The 23,586-nt window shown below is 40.3% G+C and carries 17 protein-coding genes; 15 read left to right on the top strand and 2 right to left on the bottom strand.

The features are described from left to right. Nucleotides 1–8: 8 nt before the first annotated feature. Nucleotides 9–1,835: a flagellinolysin gene (locus H0486_RS15035; protein ID WP_323163553.1), complete on the bottom strand. Its 1,827-nt coding sequence runs from the start codon at nucleotides 1,833–1,835 to the stop codon at nucleotides 9–11. A gap of 334 nt (nucleotides 1,836–2,169) precedes the next feature. Here H0486_RS15035 and ftsH point away from each other — a divergent pair, with 334 nt between their 5' ends. From ftsH to H0486_RS14965, 14 genes are all read left to right on the top strand, one after another. Continuing rightward, entirely contained in the window at nucleotides 2,170–4,086 is a 1,917-nt protein-coding gene (gene ftsH / locus H0486_RS15030) for an ATP-dependent zinc metalloprotease FtsH (RefSeq protein ID WP_228353771.1), read from the top strand. Between the two features lie 175 nt (nucleotides 4,087–4,261). Beyond that, the gene (gene uvrC, locus H0486_RS15025) at nucleotides 4,262–6,133 is read left to right on the top strand and encodes an excinuclease ABC subunit UvrC (protein ID WP_228353770.1); all 1,872 of its coding nucleotides are present in this window, start codon (nucleotides 4,262–4,264) and stop codon (nucleotides 6,131–6,133) included. 136 nt (nucleotides 6,134–6,269) lie between these two features. After that, nucleotides 6,270–7,202, top strand: coding sequence for an HPr(Ser) kinase/phosphatase (gene hprK, locus H0486_RS15020; RefSeq protein ID WP_228353769.1), 933 nt, complete (start codon nucleotides 6,270–6,272; stop codon nucleotides 7,200–7,202). 30 nt (nucleotides 7,203–7,232) lie between these two features. Then, complete coding sequence (locus H0486_RS15015; RefSeq protein ID WP_330594550.1) at nucleotides 7,233–8,222, top strand: ROK family glucokinase; 990 nt, start codon at nucleotides 7,233–7,235, stop codon at nucleotides 8,220–8,222. A gap of 125 nt (nucleotides 8,223–8,347) precedes the next feature. After that, entirely contained in the window at nucleotides 8,348–9,280 is a 933-nt protein-coding gene (gene murB, locus H0486_RS15010; protein WP_228353768.1) for a UDP-N-acetylmuramate dehydrogenase, read from the top strand. A gap of 90 nt (nucleotides 9,281–9,370) precedes the next feature. Further along, complete coding sequence (gene rapZ, locus H0486_RS15005) at nucleotides 9,371–10,225, top strand: RNase adapter RapZ (RefSeq protein WP_228353767.1); 855 nt, start codon at nucleotides 9,371–9,373, stop codon at nucleotides 10,223–10,225. A 2-nt stretch (nucleotides 10,226–10,227) separates the two neighbouring features. After that, complete coding sequence (whiA, locus tag H0486_RS15000; protein ID WP_228353766.1) at nucleotides 10,228–11,232, top strand: DNA-binding protein WhiA; 1,005 nt, start codon at nucleotides 10,228–10,230, stop codon at nucleotides 11,230–11,232. Next, nucleotides 11,207–11,461 carry an HPr family phosphocarrier protein gene (locus tag H0486_RS14995; protein WP_228353765.1) on the top strand — a complete coding sequence of 85 codons (255 nt, stop codon included), beginning with the start codon at nucleotides 11,207–11,209 and terminating at the stop codon, nucleotides 11,459–11,461. Before whiA ends, H0486_RS14995 begins: the two co-directional genes overlap by 26 nt. Nucleotides 11,462–11,694: 233 nt before the next feature. After that, nucleotides 11,695–13,176, top strand: a complete 1,482-nt coding sequence (locus tag H0486_RS14990; protein WP_228353764.1) for a polysaccharide deacetylase family protein — start codon at nucleotides 11,695–11,697, stop codon at nucleotides 13,174–13,176. Between the two features lie 34 nt (nucleotides 13,177–13,210). Then, complete coding sequence (locus H0486_RS14985; protein ID WP_228353763.1) at nucleotides 13,211–16,699, top strand: DNA polymerase III subunit alpha; 3,489 nt, start codon at nucleotides 13,211–13,213, stop codon at nucleotides 16,697–16,699. A 43-nt stretch (nucleotides 16,700–16,742) separates the two neighbouring features. Then, nucleotides 16,743–17,717 carry a 6-phosphofructokinase gene (pfkA, locus tag H0486_RS14980; RefSeq protein WP_228353762.1) on the top strand — a complete coding sequence of 325 codons (975 nt, stop codon included), beginning with the start codon at nucleotides 16,743–16,745 and terminating at the stop codon, nucleotides 17,715–17,717. 267 nt (nucleotides 17,718–17,984) lie between these two features. Next, nucleotides 17,985–19,754, top strand: a complete 1,770-nt coding sequence (locus H0486_RS14975; RefSeq protein WP_228353761.1) for an ABC transporter ATP-binding protein — start codon at nucleotides 17,985–17,987, stop codon at nucleotides 19,752–19,754. Nucleotides 19,755–19,991: 237 nt separating this feature from the next. After that, nucleotides 19,992–20,540, top strand: coding sequence for a sigma-70 family RNA polymerase sigma factor (locus H0486_RS14970; RefSeq protein ID WP_228353760.1), 549 nt, complete (start codon nucleotides 19,992–19,994; stop codon nucleotides 20,538–20,540). Further along, nucleotides 20,530–21,576, top strand: coding sequence for a hypothetical protein (locus H0486_RS14965; RefSeq protein WP_228353759.1), 1,047 nt, complete (start codon nucleotides 20,530–20,532; stop codon nucleotides 21,574–21,576). Before H0486_RS14970 ends, H0486_RS14965 begins: the two co-directional genes overlap by 11 nt. Nucleotides 21,577–21,657: 81 nt before the next feature. Here the strand turns inward: H0486_RS14965 and H0486_RS14960 are convergent, their stop codons facing one another. Beyond that, a complete protein-coding gene (locus tag H0486_RS14960) occupies nucleotides 21,658–21,924 on the bottom strand; it encodes a hypothetical protein (protein ID WP_228353758.1) in 267 nt (88 codons plus the stop codon). A 346-nt stretch (nucleotides 21,925–22,270) separates the two neighbouring features. Here H0486_RS14960 and H0486_RS14955 point away from each other — a divergent pair, with 346 nt between their 5' ends. After that, complete coding sequence (locus tag H0486_RS14955) at nucleotides 22,271–23,473, top strand: glycosyltransferase family 4 protein (protein ID WP_228353757.1); 1,203 nt, start codon at nucleotides 22,271–22,273, stop codon at nucleotides 23,471–23,473. Nucleotides 23,474–23,586 lie beyond the last annotated feature (113 nt).

Genomic DNA, 23,586 nt, shown 5'->3' with positions numbered 1-23,586 from the left:
TTTCTCTATTACTGTAGCAAACTTAGGATTCCCTGTCTGCTTTGATTTGCCTGAGTCATCATAGCTTGTCCGGCCTGAAGCAGAATATTGGATATTGAGTATTCAACCATTTCCTTCGCCATATCAACATCACGAATGCGGGTTTCCGCCGCTTGAAGATTTTCAGCAGTGTTTTCTGCATTAGCGATGGCATGCTCTAAACGGTTCTGGACGGCGCCATATGCGGAACGAACACCGGAGATGCGGTTCAAGGCTTCATCATAAGCATGTATTCCATTGCTTGCAGAAAGATGATCAATTACTGTAACGGTATCGAGTCCTAATATTCCGGTGGAAATATCATATAACTGAAATTGCAGTGATTGATTTGAATTTGCGCCAATTTGTAAGGATATTTGATTTAAATTAACCGGTGTGGAGCCACCTCCGGGAGGAGTTACGTCCGGTACATCAGTAACGACAAACATGGTTTTTAAGCCGGTTGTACTATTTTCCAATATATCAGTACCCTTAGTTGACAGACTAGGTGCGATTGCAGATCCGGCACCATTAGCGGCAGCCAGAGAGCGAACGAAGGCGACCAGCTCATTGGTGGGGGATGAAAAGACATTTTGTAAAGCAGTAGCGTTAGCGAATGGTGTATTAGCAGCTATAGCCTGATCTAGAGTATTGCCATTTCTCAAAGAATCAAATATTTTATTTAAACCGTTACAAATGCTTGATGCAGTTACAGCCCCGGATCCACTTGCCAAATATCCAAGATACATTGTTGCAAGATATCCGTGACCATAGGGACGATCATTGAGGGTATGAGCCTGTAAATAATTGCTTACAGCAGTGTTCTTGTCATCATTACTCAAACTGCCATTTTCTATTCCGGTAAGGGTGGTATTCCATCCGGTAGTAAAACCACCGCCGGCTACCTGAGCGGCCCCCTCAACAAACCAATCAGGATAATCTTCAGGACCATAGGAGGTCATACCATCACGTAGCGCATTATACATAACGTGATGCATCATTTCGTGTGCAATGGTAGATTCCAACATCTCTGCCCGAGAACCCGTGCCATCTGCATCTTCATCCGTAAAATCCGATGAATCAACCCGCAGAGTATATGTTAGGATATCACCGGTGGTAGGAATAAATGAAATCTGAGCATAGGCCAAGGTACCGGAGGAACCATCTATGTTTGTAACCTCAAGCTTAAGATCAATGTTCCTGTCCATGGTATCCAACGCCGGAAAAGCATTTAATATCTGAGTCAGAGCATTGGGAATCAACTCGGTTGCAATTTTATTTGCTAATGTACTGCCAGAATCGGAAGAAGATCCTTCTACAATTACTGTATCTGAGTCTCTGTCGATGGTAATCGAGTAGCTTGTCTTATTGATGGGAGCAAGCTTGGAAGGAGTTGCACCTCCGGTAGGGAAACAGCGTATGGTATTAAATTCGGTCTGCTCTGCAATACGATTGATCTCTGCATTAATTGCATCAATTTCACTCTGTATCGCTTCTCGATCATTATCCACATTGGTATCATTGGAGGCTTGGACACATAGCTCTCTTCCTCTTTGAATTAATGCTTGAACATCACCAAGAGCGCCATCTGCAGTCTGAAGGAAGGAGATCCCGTCCTGTGCATTAGTGGAGGCAGCTTCGAGACCTCTGATCTGGCTACGCATTTTTTCTGATATTTGAAGACCGGCAGCATTATCAGCCGAACGATTGATTTTATAACCGGTTGAGAGACGCTCCGATGACTTTCTAAGCTTATTACTGGTATTAGTGGAATATCGGAGGGCATTCAAAGCCTCCATATTATGAGCAAGTACCATGTTTTTTATCTCCTGTTCATATTTATACTCTTAAAAAGTTTATCGACACAAAATGACAAATCATATAGTACTTATTGACTAAAATTTGAAATTTTTTTATTATAGGTGAAAATTCAAAGTAGCACACAATTTCATCACAGAATTTTAAGAACAATTTTATTGATTTATGGAAAGACTATCAGTATAATGAGGTATGCGAGTAAAAACAGACAAAGTTACCCAGCAATTTTTTTGATCGGGTAATGCATCCTATTGATAATATATTAATGAATATCAGTATAGGAGTGTTTCATTCCGATGAAATATAGGAAATTACTGTAGTAAGGAGGATTTTGTGGATAACAATAATCAAAAAAACAATAAGAATGGTTTCCCAAATAAAACGATTATTATCATAACGTTGATATCCGCTTTAGCAATCTGGTCCATGTTCACTTTTATAACGCAGCAAATAGAGTCAGGGACTAATCAGGAAATATCTTATGATAAGTTTTTGGATATGCTGGATGATGGTAAGGTTCAAAAAGTAGAGATACAATCTAATAAAATAATAATTACGCCAAAGGGACAGGAAAATAAGCCAATTAAAATTACTTATTATACGGGATATATTTTAGATTTGGATTTGGTACAAAGACTGAAGGATGCAGATGTAGAATTTGGGGAGGTCCCGGAAGAGGAAAATCTGCTTCAGACGATTATTGTATCAATATTACCATTTATTGCAATTTACGGTGTTATGTGGTTCTTATTTCGAACCATATCAAAGAATAGTGGCGGAGTGATGGGTGTAGGAAAAAGCAATGCTAAGGTATATGTGGAAAAGCAGACCGGTGTTACCTTCAAGGATGTTGCCGGACAGGAGGAAGCGAAGGAATCCTTAAAAGAATTGGTAGACTTTCTGCACAATCCTGCGAAATATACACATATCGGTGCAAAGCTCCCGAAAGGCGCTCTGCTGGTTGGTCCTCCCGGTACGGGTAAGACCTTGTTGGCAAAGGCGGTAGCCGGAGAAGCAAAGGTTCCTTTTTTCTCTTTGTCCGGTTCTGATTTTGTGGAGATGTTTGTAGGTGTCGGTGCATCCAGAGTAAGAGATTTATTTAAGCAGGCACAGCAGTCTGCACCCTGTATTATTTTTATAGATGAGATCGACGCTATTGGTAAGAGCAGAGATACCCATTACGGCGGTGGTAACGATGAACGGGAGCAGACCTTAAACCAACTACTTGCTAACATGGACGGATTTGATTCCTCTAAAGGATTGGTTATCCTGGGGGCAACTAACCGACCGGAAGTGCTTGATAAAGCGTTACTTCGTCCTGGGCGTTTTGATCGTCGTATCATTGTTGATAAGCCGGATCTTAAGGGTAGAGTTGATATCCTGAAGGTTCATGCAAAGAATGTTCTAATGCATGATTCTGTTGATTTAGATGCGATAGCGAAGGCAACCTCGGGAGCGGTAGGATCCGATCTTGCTAATATGATAAATGAAGCAGCGATACTTGCTGTAAAGCAAGGACGAACCGCGGTTACACAGGAGGATTTATTTGAATCGGTAGAGGTTGTAATCGCCGGAAAAGAAAAGAAGGATCGTATCCTCGGCAAGGACGAAAAACGGATTGTTGCATATCATGAGGTAGGCCATGCGTTAGTAACCGCTCTGGAGAAACATTCCGAACCGGTTCAGAAGATTACAATTGTTCCAAGAACCATGGGTTCACTGGGTTATGTTATGCAAGTCCCGGAGGAAGAAAAGTATCTGATGAGTCAGGAGGAAATCCTGACAAGAATTGTAACATTATACGGCGGTCGTGCCGCAGAGAAAATCGTCTTTAATTCCATCACGACAGGTGCTTCCAATGATATCGAGAAGGCTACATCACTTGCGAGAGCAATGGTTACCCAATACGGTATGAGTGAGAAATTCGGACTTATGGGTCTGGAATCCGTGGAAAGTAAATATCTTGACGGTAGACCGGTACTGAATTGTGGTGACGCTACAGCCGCTGAGATTGATCAGGAAGTAATGACGATACTTAAAAAATGCTATGATAGAGCGGAGAAACTTCTCGCTGAAAACAGGGATGTTTTGGATAAAATCGCAGAACATCTGATCACCAAGGAAACGATTACAGGTGAAGAGTTTATGAGCATTTATAATGAAGTGAAAGGTATCACGGAAGAAGTAAAAAGCTCCGAGAAGGATGAGAAGGAAGAAGAGGCTCAAATTCAGGAGAGTAGTACAATCTAATCACAATCTCCACCATTCCAGCACTTGAATTAATCAGAATAATGTAGTAATATAAATACGGAAAAGAGATAGAAAACCTCCTTTAGTTTCTATCTCTTTTTTGCAATGTAGGCACAAAGCGGACCAACTTGCAATCAGTTACTATCATACAGATTAAATTAGATGGGAGTAACCAATGTTTAATATTGAAGAAGAATTAAAAAAGCTACCCGCTAAACCGGGTGTATATATTATGAGGGATAGTAAGGATGCCATCATCTATGTTGGGAAAGCGGTCGTTTTGAAAAACCGTGTTAGGCAGTATTTTCAGAATAGTCGCAACCATACGGAGAAGATCAGACAAATGGTGGAGCATATCGACCATTTTGAGTACATTATTACCGATTCCGAACTGGAAGCCCTCGTATTGGAATGTAATCTGATTAAGGAACACAGACCGAAGTATAATACCATGCTGAAGGACGATAAGTCCTATCCCTATATTCGTGTTACCGTAAATGAAGCCTATCCTAAAGTATTATTTTCCAGGGACATGAAGAAGGACAAATCAAAGTATTTTGGCCCGTATACCAGTATCACCGCGGTGAAGGATACTCTTGATTTGATTCGTCGAATATATAAAATCAGAACCTGTAATCGGAGGCTTCCGAGAGATATCGGTAAGGAACGCCCATGTCTGTATTATCACATGGGTCAGTGCGATGCGCCCTGTATGGGATATATATCAGAAGAGGAATACCGCAAGAATATTGATGAGGTACTGGAGTTCCTGAATGGAAATTACAGCAGAGTCGGCAAAATGCTGCAGGAGAAGATGCAAGAGGCCTCGGAGGCTATGGAGTTTGAAAAGGCAGCAGAATACAGGGACCTGCTTGGCAGTGTTAAGCATATTGCAAATAAACAGAAAATCACATATACGGATCTGATGGATCGGGATATTATAGCCTTTGCCAGGGATAAGGATGAGGCTGTGGTACAGACCTTCTTTATTCGCTCGGGTAAACTGATCGGAAGGGACCATTTTCACCTGTCCGGTGTGGAGGAGGAGTCTGACAGCAAGGTTATGGACAGCTTCCTTAAGCAGTTTTATGCGGGAACACCGTATATTCCGAAGGAGATTTTCCTTAGTGCCGAGCCGGAGGAACAGGAATTGATTGAAGAATGGCTTACAGCGAGAAGAGGTCAGAAGGTTCTTCTTAAGGTCCCCCAGAAGGGTGACAAGGAGAAGCTTGTGGAATTAGCAAAGAAGAATGCTTTACTGGTATTAAATCAGGATATGGAAAAGATCAAGCGGGAAGAAGCCAAAACAACAGGTGCCTTAAGGGAATTAGCCGGATATCTGGATCTTCCCATGGTTGATCGCATTGAATCCTTCGATATATCGAATACGGCAGGATTTGAATCCGTAGGATCCATGGTGGTGTATGAGAAGGGTAAGCCTAAAAAAGCGGATTATCGAAAATTCAAGCTACGCACCGTTCAGGGACCGGATGATTATGCATCGATGTACGAGGTATTAAACAGAAGATTTACCCATGGTCAGAAAGAAAGGGAGGAACAGAAGGAGAAGCAATTGGATGAAGCATTTGGAAGCTTTACCAGATTTCCTGACCTGATTCTTATGGATGGTGGAAAAGGGCAGGTTGGAATTGCCTTACGTGTTCTATCGGAATTAAACATCAATATTCCGGTCTGCGGTATGGTTAAGGATGATAATCATCGGACCAGGGGATTATACTATAATGAGAAAGAACTTCCTATAGATAAGAGCAGTGAGTTATTTAAATTAATTACCAGAATACAGGATGAAACCCATCGCTTTGCCATTGAGTACCATCGCTCCTTAAGGCAGAAGAGTCAGGTGCGTTCCATTCTTGATGACATTAGTGGAATCGGACCCACCAGAAGACGTGCCCTGATGAAATATTTCCAATCGTTGGAGGCTATTCAGGCGGCGGAGGTGGAGGAGATTATGAAGGTTCCTGCCATGAACCGTCAGTCCGCAGAGCAGGTTTATGAATTTTTTCATAAGCAGACATCACAATAAGCATTTACAGAGATCAAATAGTTGTGTTAGAATGTAGCAGACAAGATGAGGTTATGATTTATCGGCAAAATGACGAACAAAATATCGTAGGTTTCAAGTAAGCTCTGACTTACTTGTTCGCAGATGGAGGTATAAGATGTATACAGTTGAGTTGGTTCGTTTGATAGAAAAAATGAGTTTGGAGAATTGTACTCCGGAGATCGACATTAATAGTATTAAATTATCCCAGCCCGATGTGAATAGGCCCGCACTTCAATTAGCAGGCTTCTTTGATCATTTTGACTCGGAGCGGGTGCAGGTAATTGGTCATGTGGAGCATGCTTACATGCAGCAGATGGATCAGGAGCAACGGTTGCAGATCTTAAGCAAGCTGATGGACTATCATGTTCCATGTATTATTTTCTGCAGAAATCTTGAGGTCAGCGAGAGTTTTATCAAGCTGGCAGTGGAAAAAGGCGTTCCGATTTTAAAATCATCCAAGACCACCTCCTCTTTTATGGCCGAAGTAATTCGATGGCTGAATGTGGAGCTTGCTCCCCGGATCACCATTCATGGAGGTCTGGTAGACGTATATGGCGAAGGTATTCTAATCATGGGAGAAAGCGGCATCGGTAAAAGTGAAGCTGCATTGGAGTTAATTAAGAGAGGACATCGTCTTGTAACGGATGATGTGGTTGAAATTAAAAAGGTCAGTGATGATACACTGATTGGTACCTCACCCGACATTACAAGACATTTCATCGAGCTTCGAGGAATTGGAATAATTGACGTGAAGACCTTATTCGGTGTGGAAAGCGTTAAGAATACCCAGGCAATCGATCTGGTGATTAAGCTGGAGGAGTTTAATAAAGATAAGCAATATGATCGCTTTGGATTGGATGAGCAATATATTGAGTTCCTTGGCAATAAGGTAGTATGCCATTCGATTCCGATTCGCCCCGGTAGAAATCTGGCTATTATCTGTGAATCAGCAGCAGTAAATCATCGTCAGAAGAAAATGGGTTATAATGCGGCTCAGGAGCTATACAATCGTGTAACCAATAATCTACGCAAAGGGGATATGCACTAGAAATCTTTATGTGGACAGCATATCATATAGATGAATAAGGAGATTAGGGGAATAAATAGTAAGGGAAAGGCAGTGTATAACATGGAACAGGTATGCTTTGGAATTGATGTAGGTGGAACTGCAGTAAAAGTGGGATTATTTAATACAGAAGGAGAACTTCTGAATAAATGGGATTTTGCAACGAAGAGAACAGGAGAAGGTAAGGATATTCTTCGTGATGCAGCAGATTTTATAAAGGAAAAAATTACTGAGCTAAACCTGAAAAAGGAAGCGATAGCAGGAGTAGGTGTCGGAGTACCCGGTCCTGTAATGGATAATGGGGAAGTACAGGAACTTCCGAATCTGGGTTTAGGACATTTTAATATTGAAGAAGAAATGAGATCATTAACTGGCTTAAAGGTTAAGGCTGGCAATGATGCCAATGTGGCAGCATTGGGCGAATACTGGATGGGCGGAGGAAAAGGATACCGCAATGTTGTGTTATTGACTCTTGGAACAGGAGTTGGCGGTGGCATCATATTAAACGGCTCTGTTTTAGCGGGAAGCAAAGGAGCAGCCGGTGAAGTGGGTCACATTCTGGTTAATGAGAAGGAAGAGAACACCTGTGGCTGTGGGAAAAAGGGCTGTCTGGAGCAATATGCCTCTGCTACGGGAATCGTAAGATTAGCAAAACGTTATCTGAATGATAGTTCAAAGGCTTCTTCGTTACGGAATATCCCTGAAATTAGTGCAAAATCAGTATTTGACTGTGCGAAGAACGGGGACGAGCTGTCAATGGAAGTGGTTGAGAAGGCTTGTTACTATCTGGGCATTGCGATGGCACACATAGCACAGGTTGTTGACCCTGAAGCATTTGTAATCGGCGGAGGAGTATCCAAGGCAGGAGAGATTCTGACAGAAACCGTGAAGAAGTATTATAATGCCAATGTTATGGATGCCTTGAAGAACAAGGAGTTCAGGCTTGCAACACTTGGCAATGACGCTGGAATTTATGGTGCGGCAAAGCTGATCTTGGCTTAATCTATAAAATCAATGATACCATGATAGTAATTCTGGCATAAAATAATCAAAGCAGTAATAAAGATGATATCAATAAAGGACAGACAATATTACAGGATCTGGCGTTTTTGGGTAGGAGGAGTAAATTGGAAGAGCAATTTTATGAGAAACTAATTCTTATAATACCGAAGGAACGGGTTAGATTGAAGGAACGTATGGAATACCATACCTCGCTTCATATTGGAGGAGAGGCGGATTATCTCGTAATGCCCACAAGTGTGGAAGAGGTAAAAGAGGTAGTGGCTCTATGCAAGAGAATGAATATGCCTTATTACATCATGGGAAATGGAAGTAATCTTCTGGTTTCTGACTCTGGTTACCGCGGTTTAATTGTAAAGCTGGGTGAGGACTATTCACAGATAGTTGTGAATGAAGAGAAACACCTCATTACAGCTCAGGCAGGAGTCCTGTTATCCAAGCTTGCCAGTGTGGCTGCGAAGCATAGTCTGACAGGCTTTGAATTTGCTTCTGGAATTCCGGGAACGCTTGGGGGAGCGGTTACTATGAATGCCGGAGCTTATGATGGTGAGATGAAGCAATGCCTTACGCTTGCCAGAGTTCTGGATGAAGAGGGAAATGTACTGGAGCTCAGTTATGATAAACTGGAGCTTGGTTATCGTACCAGTATCCTTCAAAAAAAGAATTATGTTTTGTTGGAAGCTGAAATTCAGCTTTCAATAGGAGATCAGCAAGCTATCTATCAGAAAATGAATGATTTAAACTCCCAACGACGTGAAAAGCAGCCTCTGGATCAATATAGTGCGGGAAGTACATTCAAACGACCACAGGGATATTTTGCAGGTAAACTGATACATGATGCCGGACTTCGAGGCTATCAGGTAGGGGGAGCAGCCGTATCAGAAAAACATTGTGGTTTTGTAATTAATAAGGATCGGGCTACTGCAGAGGAGTTTATAACAGTAGTAAACGATGTTATACGTATTGTAGAGGAGAAATTTGGTGTCAGACTGGAGCCTGAGGTGAAATTTCTTGGAGAGTTTCATAATATAGTCGTATGAAACAAGCGCGATGATAAAACGTGGTTTGTAATTCTACACAGGCGGTACAGCTTATTGTGGCACATGTATGAGTGCAGAAATAGAGGTATTATGAGATTTGTAATTGTTACAGGGATGTCCGGAGCAGGAAAAAGTTCAACCTTGAAGATGCTTGAGGATGCAGGATATTTTTGTGTTGACAATCTTCCGGTTCAATTAGTGAAGAAGTTTTCCAAATTAATCATGCAGGGAAATCAAAGCAAGGTCGCTTTGGGTCTTGACATCCGTAGCGGGCAATCCTTAAGAGAAATGGATACGATTATTCAGGATATAAAGCGTTCCAATATACCCGTGGAGATATTATTCTTGGATTGCTCACAGGAGGTTCTGGTAAAAAGATATAAGGAAACAAGAAGAAATCATCCACTATCCGGTGTTGGTAGAGTGGAAAAGGGAATTGCCCTGGAACGGGAAAGACTGTATTTTCTTCGAAAGAATGCCGATGTAATTATAGATACCAGTCATTTATTAATCCGTGATTTGAAAGCACAGATTAATAAAATTTATCTAAATGATGAAGGCTTTAGTAATTTTTATATCACAGTTCTTTCCTTTGGGTTTAAATACGGAATACCGGTGGACTCGGATCTGGTATTTGATGTAAGATTTTTACCTAATCCTTATTATGTTGATGAATTAAAGAAAAAAACAGGTAATAACGAAGAGGTAAGGCAATATGTCATGGCTTCAGGAACGGCTGGGAAATTTATGGATAAATTAGAGGACATGCTGCTCTTTCTAATACCAAACTACATTGCAGAAGGAAAGAACCAACTAGTGGTCAGCATAGGCTGTACCGGAGGAAAGCACCGTTCTGTCACCCTGGTGAATGAATTAGCCAAGAGATTGAACAATACGGAATATGGCTTAAAGGTTGAGCATAGAGATATTGAGAGGGATGATTAACGATGTCGTTTTCAAAGGATGTAAAAGAAGAGCTTTCTGCACAGTATAGTAGCGCAAGGCACTGTTGTCTGGCAGAATTGGCTGCAATGCTATCCTACGAGGGCAGAATTGTCCAATCCGGTTCGAAATATTATCTGAAAATACAAACGGAAAATATTGACGTAGCAAGAAAATACTTTACATTAATAAGAAAAACATTTAATATAAATAATGATGTTTCTGTTAAAACTAATATCAGTCTTAAAAACAATACGTCGTATACCCTTATCATTAAAAATATGGAGACGATTACGCATATCCTTCAGGCAACGAAATTGTCCTGCGACGATATGACAGTGTCGCCTTTACCAGTACAGGGAGTTCATGAGCTGAAGGTTTCGAGTCAGTTGATAACACAGAATACCTGTTGTAAAAGAGCATTTATCCGTGGTGCCTTTCTGGTATCCGGATCAATGAGTAATCCCAAGAAGGCTTATCACTTGGAAGTAGTCGTATCAAGCTTGGATAAGGCGGAGCATCTCAGGGAAATGATAACAGCCTTTTCCATTGATGCCAAGATAGTAATGCGTAAAAAGAATTACGTAGTTTATATTAAGGAAGGCTCTCAAATCGTTGATTTCCTCAATGTTGTTGAAGCACACATTGCTTTAATGAACTTGGAGAACGTAAGAATACTAAAGGAAATGCGCAATTCGATTAATCGTCAGGTGAATTGTGAGGCAGCTAACATCAATAAGACAGTAACTGCTGCGACAAAACAGATTGAGGATATCATTTATATCCGTGATCATGTAGGATATGGAGATTTGTCAGAAGGTTTGGAGGACATTGCAAAATTACGGGTAGAATATCCGGAGGCTTCATTGAAGGAACTTGGAGCAATGCTACTGCCACCGATTGGGAAATCCGGTGTAAACCATAGATTAAGAAAGTTAAGTATGATTGCAGATCATTTGAGAGAGCTTAAGGAGGAAAATAGTCATGATAACGAAGGAAATAGTCATTAACATTCCTAACGGTCTGGAAGCGAGACCTGTTGCACTACTAGTTCAGGTGGCAAGTCAATATGAATGTAGCATTCATGTAGTTAGTGAAGAAAAAAGAGTAAATGCAAAGAGCATTATGGGCATGATGAGTTTGGGTATCTCAGCCGGAGAGACCGTAACTGTGACAGCAGATGGACCGGATGAGCAGCAGGCGATAGAGAATATTGAAAAATATTTAAGTAGTAAATAGACGAGTCAAAAGGGACAGGGTTGTTGCAAATATATTTGCAGCAACCCTCTTTCGATTACTTGAAATGATTTAATACTTTTGTAACGAAATAATTTCATATATATGTTATAATACTCTCGTGTGTAGCTAAACTGTGGAACCTGTCAACCGTGACACTAAGAGGTGATTAAGGAAGTAGAACCTACACGTTAATCATTTCTTTCGAAAGATAACAGGAAATGGGGTATAGTATAATGGATACGAATGAAAATGACAATCATCGTAACAAACGAGGTAAAAAAACAGTTATAATTATAGTATGTGAAATTCTAATTCTCTTATTGCTAATCGGATCCTATCGGATTTATGTATTGTGGAAGGAAAAGCAAACAAGCTCACCGAATTCAGGAAACTCTACTTCACAAGAAGATAAATCATCGGCTCAGGAAAATGCTTCTCAAAATGGAGAGAACGAATCCTCGGATGGGAAACAGGAGGAAGTGGAGGATGAGCTTTCAGCTGAAGAAATTGAAGCGGTCAAAGAACAGGAAAGATTAATGCAGGAAGAGAAGGAGCGTCAGGAATTAATCAATCAGGCGGATCAGCTTGCATTGAGCTATGACTATGAAGGGGCAATTGAGCTGCTTAAGAAATATCAGGGGACAGAAGGAAGCTATGAGAAATACACAACCTTAGTAGCAGCAGTAGAACGCCTTGAGAAGGAAAAGAGTGAGCTTTTACTCTACGGGGGTTCCTATCAATCCGTATCAGAAATTAATCATATATTCTTTCATGCACTGGTTGCTGATAATTCAAAAGCCTTTGATGGTGACAGAATGTCACGCGGCTATAATATGTATATGACAACTATATCGGAATTTAAGAAAATGATGCAGAAGATGTACGAGGACGGATATGTTCTTGTGAGAATGGCAGACCTGGTAAAGAAGGTAACGAAGGAGGATGGGACAACCATCTACGAAGAGGGCGAGATATATTTGCCTGCAGGAAAAAAGCCCTTTGTATTATCAGAGGATGATGTGAATTACTATGAATATATGGAGACTGATGGATTTGCTACGCGTATCGTCATAGGTGAGGATGGGAAGCCGACCTGTGAAATGAGAGCGGATGACGGATCCATTATCACAGGTGATTTTGATATTGTTCCTATACTGGATGCCTTTGTAGAGGAGCATCCCGACTTTTCCTATAAGGGTGCCAAAGGACTTCTTGCTATAACTGGTTACGAAGGCACATTGGGATATCGTACCAATGATCCGGAATCGCCAACCTATGAACAGGATGTGGAACAGGTAAAGAAGGTGGCTCAGGCGCTCAAAGAGGATGGCTGGGAGCTTGGATCCCATAGCTGGGGACATCTAAATATGACTACAGCAAGCTTTGAGGTCTTTAAAAAAGATACTGACAAATGGATGGCAGAGGTGGGCTCACTGATTGGACCTACCGAGATCTATGTGTTTCCCTTTGGTGCTGATATAGAAGTCACCACCGGTAGCTACAGTGGTGAGAAATTCCAGTATATGAAAGAGTGTGGCTTTACCATGTTTTGCGGGGTATATAAGTCACCATGGATGTATATTAAGGATGATTATATGAGAATGACCAGAAGACCTTTGGATGGACAGGCAATGCTGGAATTCCCGGAGCGTTTATCCGATTTATTTGATGTGAAGGATATTATTGACCCGGAGCGTCCGGCAAAGGACTGGTAGTTTAGCATAAATCTAAGACGGAAGGAGGAAGAGCATGAATTTTACTCATTTACATGTCCATACGGAATACAGCCTGTTAGATGGCTCCGGTAAGATTAAGGAAATGGTTCACCGAGCTAAAGAGCTTGGCATGGACAGTCTTGCCATTACGGATCATGGTGTGATGTATGGTGTGATTGACTTTTATAAGACATGTATATTGGAAGGAATTAAACCAATCATAGGCTGTGAAGTGTATGTTGCTCCGAACTCCAGATTTGACCGGGAAACCGGAGCCTCCGAGGAACGCTATCATCACTTGGTTTTGTTAGCAGAGAATGATATTGGATATCATAACCTTATGAAAATAGTGTCAAAGGGCTTCATTGAAGGTTTTTATTATAAACCCAGAATTGATTATGAGATCTTACAGCAATATAGGGAAGGGATTATTGCATTAAGTGCCTGTCTGGCAGGGGAGGTAGCAGGGAATCTTCTCAAGGGCTTTTATGAAGAAGCAAAGGCGGTAGCATTAAAGCTTCAGGGAATCTTCGGAGAAGGTAATTTCTTTCTGGAGCTTCAGGATCATGGAATGCAGGAGCAAAAATCGGTTAATCAGGGCTTGTTACGGTTATCCCAGGATACCGGAATCAAGCTGGTGGCCACCAATGACGTGCATTATACTTTTGCAGAGGATGCAGATCCCCATGATATTCTGCTTTGCATACAGACACAGAAAAAGGTATCGGATGAAAATCGAATGCGTTACGAGGGAGGGCAGTATTATCTGAAATCCCCGGAAGAGATGCTGGTTGTATTTCCATATGCAAAGGAGGCTCTGGAGAATACATACGAAATCGCAAAGAGGTGTAATGTAACCATAACCTTCGGAGAATATAAACTGCCGGTGTATCCGGTTCCTGCTCCTTATACAGCATTTGAATATTTAAAGAAGCTTTGCCAGGAGGGTCTTGAAGAAAGATACCAGCCTGTGACAAAGGAATTATCGGATCGATTGGAGTACGAACTGGAAACCATTCATAGCATGGGATTCGTGGATTATTTCCTGATTGTATGGGATTTCATCAAATATGCAAGAGATAACAATATTATAGTAGGACCAGGACGAGGTAGTGCAGCAGGTTCCATAGTATCTTATAGTCTTAGAATAACGGATATCGATCCCATCAAATATAATCTATTGTTCGAACGTTTTCTCAATCCGGAACGTCTTACCATGCCCGATATAGATATTGATTTCTGCTTTGAACGCAGGCAGGAAGTAATTGACTATGTTACAAGAAAGTATGGAAAAGAAAAAGTGGTTCAGATTGTAACCTTTGGAACAATGGCTGCTAGAGCAGTCCTCCGTGACGTGGGTAGAGCATTGGATTTGCCCTATGCTCAGGTAGATACCGTTGCCAAGATGATTCCTACTGAGATTGGAATTACCATTGAGAAGGCATTAAATGGTAATAAGGAACTAAAGCAGCTTTACGAAACCAATTCCGATGTTAAATACCTAATCGATATGTCAAAACGTTTGGAGGGCTTGCCGAGACATACCTCCATGCATGCAGCAGGAGTAGTAATCGGTAAGGAAAGCATCGATGAATTCGTACCACTTTCCCGTTCCTCCGATGATTCCATCACCACTCAGTTTACCATGACAACCTTGGAAGAGCTGGGTCTGCTGAAGATGGACTTTTTAGGACTTCGTACTCTTACTGTAATTCAGAATGCGGAAGCGTTAGTTAACAAAAATCGAAGTGAAACACAACAATTTGATATTAAAGCAATAGATTTTAATGATGAAAAGGTATATGACCTGATTTCCTCCGGCAAGACAGAAGGTATTTTCCAATTGGAAAGTGCCGGAATGAAAAGCTTTATGAAGGAACTCAGGCCACGGAATCTGGAGGATATTATTGCAGGAATTGCTCTTTATCGTCCCGGGCCAATGGACTTCATTCCGAAATATATTAAAGGAAAGAATGAAGCAGGGAGCATTGTATACGAATGTCCGCAGCTGGAACCAATTCTGGCTCCAACCTATGGCTGTATTGTATATCAGGAGCAGGTTATGCAGATTGTGCGTGATCTGGCTGGATACAGCTACGGAAGAAGTGACCTTGTCCGTAGAGCGATGTCAAAGAAAAAGGAAGCCGTTATGATAAAGGAACGGCAGACTTTTGTATACGGCAACCCAGATGAGGGAGTAACTGGTTGTATTGGAAATGGCATACCGGAAGCAGTGGCAAATCATATCTTTGATGAAATGATGGATTTTGCAAAGTATGCTTTTAATAAGTCCCATGCGGCAGCCTATGCTGTAGTATCATATGAAACTGCTTATCTCAAATGTTATTATCCGGTGGAATTCATGGCAGCGCTTATGACATCGGTGATTGATAATCCAGGCAAGGTATCCGAGTATATTTATACCTGCAGACAGATGGATATTGAGATATTACCACCAGATATTAACGAGGGAGCCTCAGTATTTACCGTATCCGGCAATTCTATTCGATATGCGTTATCTGCTATCAAAGGAGTAGGAAGACCGGTGATAGAGGCGATTGTTAAGGAACGGGAGGAAAACGGCCCATTCCTAAATATCAAGGATTTTGCTACAAGACTCTCTGGTAAAGAGGTGAATAAAAGGACCATTGAAAGCTTTATCAAAGCAGGTGTTTTTAGCTCCCTTCATCCGAATCGGCGACAACTGATGATGAGCTATGTTCAAATTATCGATTCTATTGCAGCAGATAAGAAAAAGGCACTGACTGGTCAGATGACTCTGTTCGACTTAGCGGGTGAGAAGGAAAAGCTGGATTATGAACTGGAACTGCCCGACGTGAGTGAATACAACAAGGAGCAGCTACTTGCATTAGAAAAAGAGGTATTAGGGATCTATGTAAGCGGGCATCCGCTGGAAGCCTATGAAGGTCGTATCAAGAAAAATGTAACAGCATACTCCTATGATTTTGTGATTGACGAAGAACTGAATAGGCCGAAGGTTGAGGACGGTAAAAACGTGATAATCGGCGGAATGATTACCTCAAAAACGGTTAAAGCCACAAGAACTAATAGTATGATGGCATTTATTACACTGGAAGATTTATTTGGAACCATTGAGGTTATACTATTTCCAAGAGATTATGAAAAGTATAAGTCATTACTGGAAAATGATACAAAAATATTCGTTCGCGGAAAGGTAACAGTGGAGGAAGAAAAACCAGCAAAGCTCATATGTCAGGATATTATCCCCTTTGATGACATTCCACAGGAGCTTTGGATCAAGTATTCTTCAATGTCAGAATTTCAAAAGGATGAGCAAACTCTATATGCTTTACTGGATGAGTATGATGGAAAAGATTCAGTAATCATTTACTGTGAGGAGGAAAAATGCATAAAAAAACTTCCAAAAAGTAGGAATGTAAAGGCAGAAAAAGAGTTGATTCACCGCTTAACAACAATTTATTCTGTCGAAAATGTAAGAATTACAGAAAAGAGTATTGAAAAAATGGGGAAAATGGATTAGAATACTGTAGTCTTTATTTGTAGATGAAGCGGAGGTTATAATAATGGGAAGCAATGTTAAAACAATAGGAGTATTAACCAGCGGTGGGGATGCACCGGGTATGAATGCTGCCATTAGAGCAGTGGTTAGAACGGCACTTGCAGCTGGCCTTAAGGTGAAGGGTATCAGAAGAGGCTACAATGGTTTATTAGAGGAAGACATCATAGATATGGATTCAAGAAGCGTTTCGGATATTATCCAAAAAGGTGGTACTATCCTTTATACAGCACGCTGCCTTGAATTTGTAAAGCCGGAGGTCCAGGACTACGGCGCAGAAATATGTAGAAAGCATGGAATCGATGGATTAGTAGTCATCGGTGGTGACGGTTCCTTCAAAGGAGCACAGGCTCTTGCAAGAAGAGGTATAAATACGGTAGGTATTCCGGGAACCATCGATCTTGATATATCCTGTACGGATTATACGATTGGTTTTGATACAGCAGTGAATACGGCGATGGAGACCATCGATAAGGTAAGAGATACTTCTACATCCCATGAAAGATGTAGTGTTATCGAGGTTATGGGACGTAAAGCGGGCTATATTGCTTTGTGGTGTGGTATAGCAAACGGCGCAGAAGATATTCTGATTTCAGAACGTTATGATTATGATGAGCAAAAGATCATTAACAGCATCATAGAGAAACGTAAAAAAGGAAAGAAGCACTATATTATTGTAAATGCAGAAGGTGTTGGCGATTCCAATGGTATGGCAAAAAGAATTGAAGCTGCTACCGGCATGGAGACAAGAGCAACTATCATAGGACATGCTCAGAGAGGTGGAAGTCCTACAGCCAGAGATCGTGTATATGCTTCCATGATGGGTGCCAAGGCAGTTGATTTATTAGTAGCAGGCGCATCAAATCGCGTGGTTGGATATAGAGACGGTAAGTTCGTTGATTATGATATTGAAGAAGGTTTAGCAATGAAGAAGGACGTTGATCAATATATGTATGAACTGTCCATACGCTTATCAAAATAGTTATCTGCTTCTGGAATATATAAGGACAGAATGATTCTATATATAAGGATACCGGATTGTACTCGAAAGAATTCAAGTACAGTCCGTTTTTTATCGTATCTATATTATCACCACCCGTTCCTTAGTCAATTTCTAATCGTTCAATTTTATTATTGCTTTTCATAGATTTTTCCGCTATACTTTATTATCAACTATCAAGAAATCCCTGACTATTCATTTCCGGGTAATATATAACAATGTAAGAAAGCAGTATCAAGGAGGTAATCCATGAGTAAAAAAACGAGAAAATTTTTGTCTTATTACCGTCCATATATGGGATTGTTTTTTTCAGATATGTTTTTTGCTCTGCTGGCGGCAGCAGTATCACTGGTTTATCCCATGGTGGTACGTTACATAACCAATGATATTCTTGTAAATCAGGAAATATCGGAAGCAATTCCACTTATTATTAAACTACTTTTTGGTATGTTGGGGCTGGTAATAATTGAGTTTCTCAGCATTTTCTATGTGACTTACCAGGGACATATCATGGGTGCTAAAATGGAATACGATATGCGCAATGATATCTTCGAACATTATCAGAAGCTTTCCTTTAACTTCTTTGATAATCAGAAGACAGGTCAGCTCATGAGCAGGGTAACCAACGACTTATTTGACATTACAGAGCTCTGTCACCATGGTCCGGAGGATATCGTAATATCCTTGATTAAGTTTATCGGAGCATTTATCATTCTATTGCGGATTAATGTGAAGCTAACGCTAATTGTATTTGCCTTTCTTCCAATTATGTTCTTCTATGCATACTATATGAGAGGCAGGATGAACCGGGCTTTTCGTAAGAACCGGGAACGAATTGCTGAAATTAATGCACAGATTGAAGATAATCTTTCCGGAATTCGAGTGGTAAAATCCTTTGCAAATGAATCCGTTGAGATTGATAAATTCCACACAGGGAATTCCAGATTTGTTGACAGTAAGCGAAACAGCTATAAAACTATGGCCATATTTCATTCTGGACTCAACTTGTTCACAAGCTTCATCAATATAGCAGTAATTGCCGGGGGAGGCTTATTTATAGCTAATAAACTTATTAATGTAGGGGATTTGCTGACGTTTCTGCTATATATCAATACCTTAATTGATCCGGTGAAAAAGCTGATTAACTTTACTGAATCCTTCCAGAATGGTATGACTGGTTTTGATCGTTTCTTTGAAATCATAGAGATAGAACCGGATATACTTGATAAACCGAATGCCATTACATTGAAGAATGTTAAGGGTAGAATAGAATTTAAAAATGTTTCCTTTAAGTATAACGATACCTTGTCCGAGGTTTTCAGGGGGATTAACCTTACGGTAGAAGCCGGTGATTATATGGCTCTTGTAGGATCCTCCGGGGTTGGTAAGACCACCATGTGCAGCCTGATCCCCCGATTTTATGAGGTATCAGAAGGATGTATAACAATCGACGGGAAGGATATACGGGATATTACTCTTCGATCTTTGAGAAAGAATATCGGAATCGTACAGCAGGATGTATATCTGTTTGCAGGTACGGTCATGGATAATATACGCTATGGAAGATTAGATGCAACCGAAGAAGAGGTGATTGAAGCAGCTAAGAATGCCAATGCCCATGAGTTCATTATGGAACTGCCTGATGGATATAATACCTATATCGGACAGCGTGGAATTAAGCTTTCCGGTGGACAAAAGCAACGTCTTAGCATCGCAAGAGTATTTCTTAAAAATCCGCCCATATTGATTTTTGATGAGGCAACCTCCGCCTTAGATAACGAAAGCGAGAAGGTAGTTCAGGATTCACTTGAAAAACTGGCTAAGAACCGTACTACATTTGTGATTGCACATCGACTTTCAACCATAAAGAATGCGAAAAAAATACTGGTACTGACCGAAGAGGGAATTAAGGAAAGTGGTACTCATGAGGAATTATTAGCAAAGGACGGAATCTATGCAGGACTTTACAGGATGACATTTGAGAGAAAGGGTTCATCTGAGAATTCAGTATCAATATAATAATGTTTTGTCGGGAAAGATATGGATTATGCCAATTATTTCATTTCGATTCCCGGCTATTTTTATGGAACGAAATATATGGAAGTTACGTCTAATCATTGAAGAAGAAAAGAAATGAAGTGACAAGCATCCATTTTATCATTTACATCATATGTCAGTCTATGTATACTTATACTATAGTTAAGCAGATAATTATGACACATGATTAAATAAGGTATAGTATAGGGGGATAATAGGATGCAGAAGGATGTGCATAATAAACTCCCGGAACAATCACCTGCATATGACATAGAGGCTCTTATTCGACAGTACGGTAACGATGTACTTCGAACAGCGTATATGTATGTCAAGGATATACATTCAGCAGAGGATATATTCCAGGATGTATTTATTAAAGTGAATCAAAAGCTGTCCACTTTTGAAGGCAATTCCAGTATTAAGACTTGGATTATACGGATTACAATTAATACCTGTAAGGATTACCTGAAAAGTGCATGGAATAGAAGAGTAGTTCCGATGATGGAATATCAGGAGGATGCAATTGTCAGTACTTCTGATTATGATGACATTGAAAAACAGGATACGAAGGAACTGATTAAAAATGCAGTTCTTTCCTTACCGGATAAATATAAGGATGTAGTACTTTGTGTATACTATCAGGAAATGTCTTTAATAGAAACAGCAAAATTGCTGGATCTTCCGGAAGGAACGATAAAGAGCCGGCTTTCCAGAGCCAGAGAAAAGTTAAAATCAGTATTAGAAGGGAGGGTTTCAGATGAATTATAATGATAAAGATCAAGAGCTGAATTCAAAAAAAGTTAATCACATGGATCAAAACCTGGAAATAGATGATATGAATATCAAGTCCCATCTGAACGCTTCTCTAGATTTAAGTGGAATTCAAGTTTCGGAGGATTTAATAAATAGAACATTACAAGCCATCAAGCAACAGGAAAAGATGGATCATGAAGAAGAAACAACTCCCAAGGAAGCAGAAAGAAAAATAATTCCTTGGAGCAGATATGTACGTCGAGTTGCCGGTGTGGCAGCAGCAGTTTTTGTAGTAGTAATTGGCTTTAATGCTCTTACTCGATTGGACATTGGCTCAAAGAAATCAGCTGATAATAGCACACAGAGCGAGATGGACACCAGGATGATGGATGAAATGGCTGAAAAAAGTTCGGAAAGTACTGCAATGAATGATGCTGAAGTAAGCATTGCATCAGTCCAGGAAGAGGAGACGGCGATGGATGCAGCTTCAACGGAATCAGTGGCAGAAGAGCCTGCAGCTACAGAAAATCAATCTATGGGTACTGCAGAAATATCAAGCACAGAAGATGGTAGCAATGATTCGAATGAAGACAGAAAGATGGAAGCTGCTGATGCATCCGATACGGCATTCGCGAAGGAGGACTCCGATACCAGTAGTTTACTTTACCACTCGAATGCTGGCGCATCAGATACCTTAGGCTTCCGGGATATATTCTTATCTGATTCGCAACAGGTGGAGCAAATCACTATTTTTGATGATAAGAATAAGGAACGAGTTACCTTAACAGATCGCAACGATATTGAGAATTTCTATGATCTGATGGATCAACAGCATTTTCAAACTGCATCCGATGTTGTGGTAGAATCACAATATACCATTGAAATCAAGGCAAAAGGGGAAGAAGAGGATATTTACACCATGACCATCGGAAACGGTGTTTCCATTCAGACCGTATTAGGGGATACAGTAAGCCATAGTGTATATCAATCAGTGGATGAGATGTCGTTAAAACAGAGCTTACAAGAATTTATACATGATTATCAACAATAACTCATATTAATGTATGTTAATACAAAATCATTTTACCATGACATAGCAAGGGGCTGCATATATCTTAGCAGCCCCTCATGTTTATTCTTCTTGTACTTCTTCGTCTTCTGTAGTGCCGCTTTCTGTAGCATCCGTGCTTTCGGTCGTGGTTATATTAATTGGAACATATTCTCTTTCCTCATCGTCTTCTGTCTCATCATCTGCATCAAAATCCTCAAAATCATCTTCAAAATCGTCAAAGTCATCAGAGGAGTCCTTCTTAATATAGTTCTTATAAAGATAATAGGCACCGGCCGCAATCGATGCTAATGTAATTGTTCCGAATAAAAATTTACCGAACTTTTTCATATGATTAAATTTCCTTTCTGTTTTATTATTAATTATATACTATTATTTCATTATAATTCGGATATGGTAAAAAATAAAGTAAAAGTTCTATAAACTTGAAATATTTGCTAAATAATTATGGACAAATTCATGGGATTCTGTCGGATATCTGCATGCCAGGCTATTACCTGTAGTTACTGTTTTTAGCCAATATTACCTTTACTTTTATTCATAAATATTTTATGATTAAATGGACTGATAGAAATGTGAAAAACGATGCAGAATATATGGTATGCATCAATTCGTTGAATATATTCAATCCATATTATTATATGCAAATACTTTGAAATGGGAAGGTATAATCGCAATGAATATTGGGCTATTTACGGAAACCTATTATCCCGAGATTAATGGAGTCGCTAATTCTGTATATATGTTAAAAAATGAGCTGGAAAAAAGAGGACACCATGTCTATGTGTTCACAACAACAACGCCCGGAGCACCGGAATATGAACACAATGTATTTCGTGTGCCCAGTATTCCCTTTATTTTCATTACGGAACGCAGGGTAGGACTCTTTTATCAACCGAAGCTGGCACAAATCATGAGAAAGCTAAACCTGGATATCATTCATACACATACGGAATTCTCATTGGGTATTTTCGGACGGATTATGGCGAAGGAATTAAAGCTTCCCATAGTTCATACCTATCATACGATTTATGAGGATTATACTCATTATATGACGCATTTTAGAGCGCTGGATCGTAGAGCCAAGGCTCTTGCAAGAACTTACTCGAAGGTATGCTGTAATACGGTGGAACAGGTGATTGTTCCTACGGAGAAAACGAAGGATCTATTGATGCAGTACAGTGTGCATAAGGATATATCGGTAGTTCCGACGGGGATTGATTTAAGTAAATTTGATCGAACCCAGTATTCTCAGGAAGAGGTTCAGGATTTAAAACAGAAATATGGACTTTTACCGGAGCATAAGATTATGCTCTATATTGGTCGGGTATCACCAGAAAAGAATATCGAAGAAATCATTAATGCCATGCCGGAATATATGAAAACAAGAGAACAGGTAAGGTTTGTTATTGTTGGGAATGGTCCGGCATTAGAGAAATTAGAGAATTTGGTAAAAGAGCTTCACTTAGAAAAACAGTTTGTATTTACTGGAGCACAGCCTTGGGATAGAATCGGTCTGTTTTATCAGCTGGGAGATGTTTTTGTCAGCGCCTCCAAGAGTGAGACCCAGGGGCTTACCTATATCGAAGCTATGGCGTCGGGGTTACCGGTCGTTGCTAAAGAGGATAAGTGCTTAGAGGATATCCTGGAGCAGGGCTTTAACGGATATTCTTTTACCGATCAACAAGGTCTGTATTATGGCTTGGATCAGATATTCTTTGAGGATAAGAACACCGAATATAGTAAGAATGCCATTGAGAAAGTGAAAAAATACTCTTCTGAGGAATTTGCTTACCAGGTGGAACAGGTGTATCAGCAGGTTATGTCAAGGGATAGAGTATTTTGTCGTCGCACGGTTTATGATACTAAGAAAATCTGATTCCGTCAGTGTATAGCTATTAATTGCTACATGATTACGGTATCTTGTAGACCTACTTGAAGGTAAGGCGAGCCAGATGAAGATATATGCCCTCATATTCATTTCACAGCTTT

Source organism: Variimorphobacter saccharofermentans, assembly GCF_014174405.1.
GTDB classification, from domain to species: domain Bacteria; phylum Bacillota; class Clostridia; order Lachnospirales; family Lachnospiraceae; genus Mobilitalea; species Mobilitalea saccharofermentans.
Note: the sequence above shows the minus strand (reverse complement) of the source record. Positions and strands in the feature narration are given on the sequence as shown.